Raw genomic sequence first — 1,468 nt, forward strand, 5'->3', positions numbered from 1 at the left:
GACCCCCCGCCCCCCCCCCGCCGTACCACCCGCCCGATCCGCAAGCCCCGCCCTCAAGCGGCGCCCGCGCCGGTCCAGATGCCCGCCGCCACCCGCCCGCTGCGCGAGCAGCTCGCCGAACACCTCCAGGGCGACTGCCCCCGCTGCCGCGCCGGCCGCTGCGCCAGCGTCATCGAGCTGCGTCGGCGGATCCGCCGTACCACCCAGATTGTCGCGGCCCCGGCCACCCCGATCTACGGGCAGCTGCGCACCGCTTTCCATGAGCACCGCGGCTGCTGCACCGCGTGCAAGAGCGGCGTCCCCTGCGGCGCGAGCCGCCAGCTCGCCGCCCGTATGACCGCCATCGCCCGGGATCACCTTGACCCGCGTCTGTACCGAACCCGCTGACGGCCTTCGCCCGATCGACCACGGCCGCCCCCACCTTGTCTCCCTGGTGGGGGCGGCCGTGGCTGCTCGTACGACAGCCGACCAGAAACACGACAGCCCCCGGGTGCCACCGGGGGCTGATCGAACGGACCTGTTACGGAGGCCCAGTTGAACACCTTCAGCATCGCACGGAACGACGACACCCCCGATGACCCGATCATCGAAGAGGCCCTGCGCCGCGTCCGCGCGGGGAAGTGAGCGGCATGGACTGGCGTCACAACGCGGTCTGCCGCGAAGAGGACCCCGAGTTGTTCTTCCCCATCGGCAACACCGGCCCCGCGGCCCTGCAGATCGAGGAAGCGAAGGCCGTGTGCCGCCGCTGCCCGGTCATGGAGCAGTGCCTCCAGTGGGCTCTGGAAGCCGGGCAGAACGACGGCGTCTGGGGCGGCCTGTCTGAGAGCGAGCGACGCTCGCTGAAGCGTCGCGCCGCCCGCGGACGTGGCCGCTCAACAGCCTGATTGCCCTGCTGCCCTGCATGCGCCGTGGCCGCCGGACTCTGCCCTCGGGCGGGGTCCGGCGACCGCGGGGTGTCGCAGGACACCAGCGACCCGGGGGGCCACCCGGGTCGCACCACACAGGACTCGTGGAAGGAACCACCCTGTGCGACTTTTGATGATCGCACGGCCCCGAAGGGCCGTCACCCGGTATCTCGCCATCCCCATCCACGCGGCTCGTACGGTCCGCGCCGCCCTCGCCGCCGACGACGCGTGCGTCCTGTGCGGGCGCTGGCTGTGCAAGGGGGACTGCTGATGCGCGCCGGACCGATGACCGAGGAAGAGAAGAAGAAGGTCAGCGAGAAGCTCAAGGAAGTCAACCAGCGCAGCACCGGGGGCGGGAGCAAGGGCAGCAGCAGCGGCGGCCCCAAGCGGTGAGCGCCCTCACTTCTGCTGCCGATCTTTCCCACTCCGCACGAGCGGGACGGCCGTACTCAGACGCAGTCGGCGCCAGTCCGGCCACACCCCGCTGTTCCAGCACCGCGGGAGTTCTGATCCTGCCTCGCATACAGGCCGCTCGTGCCGCGCAGTTCCGCGCGGCACGAGCG

The 1,468-nt window shown here is 71.7% G+C and carries 2 protein-coding genes and 1 pseudogene; all 3 read left to right on the forward strand.

What is annotated here, in order from left to right; genetic code table 11:
* Positions 1-387, forward strand: a pseudogene (locus GA0115259_RS37250) (hypothetical protein); the annotation flags it as partial.
* Between the two features lie 242 nt (positions 388-629).
* Positions 630-884, forward strand: coding sequence for a WhiB family transcriptional regulator (locus GA0115259_RS37255; RefSeq protein WP_093604968.1), 255 nt, complete (start codon positions 630-632; stop codon positions 882-884).
* 142 nt (positions 885-1,026) lie between these two features.
* Positions 1,027-1,176, forward strand: coding sequence for a hypothetical protein (locus GA0115259_RS40930; protein ID WP_161230597.1), 150 nt, complete (start codon positions 1,027-1,029; stop codon positions 1,174-1,176).
* Positions 1,177-1,468: the final 292 nt, after the last annotated feature.

It is taken from the genome of Streptomyces sp. MnatMP-M17, assembly GCF_900091995.1.
Classification (GTDB): Bacteria; Actinomycetota; Actinomycetes; order Streptomycetales; family Streptomycetaceae; genus Streptomyces.

Bases quoted from the DNA above. Each gene is read 5' to 3' on its own strand.
- GA0115259_RS37255 (WP_093604968.1), top strand. From the start codon at position 630: ATGGACTGGCGTCACAACGCGGTCTGCCGCGAAGAGGACCCCGAGTTG.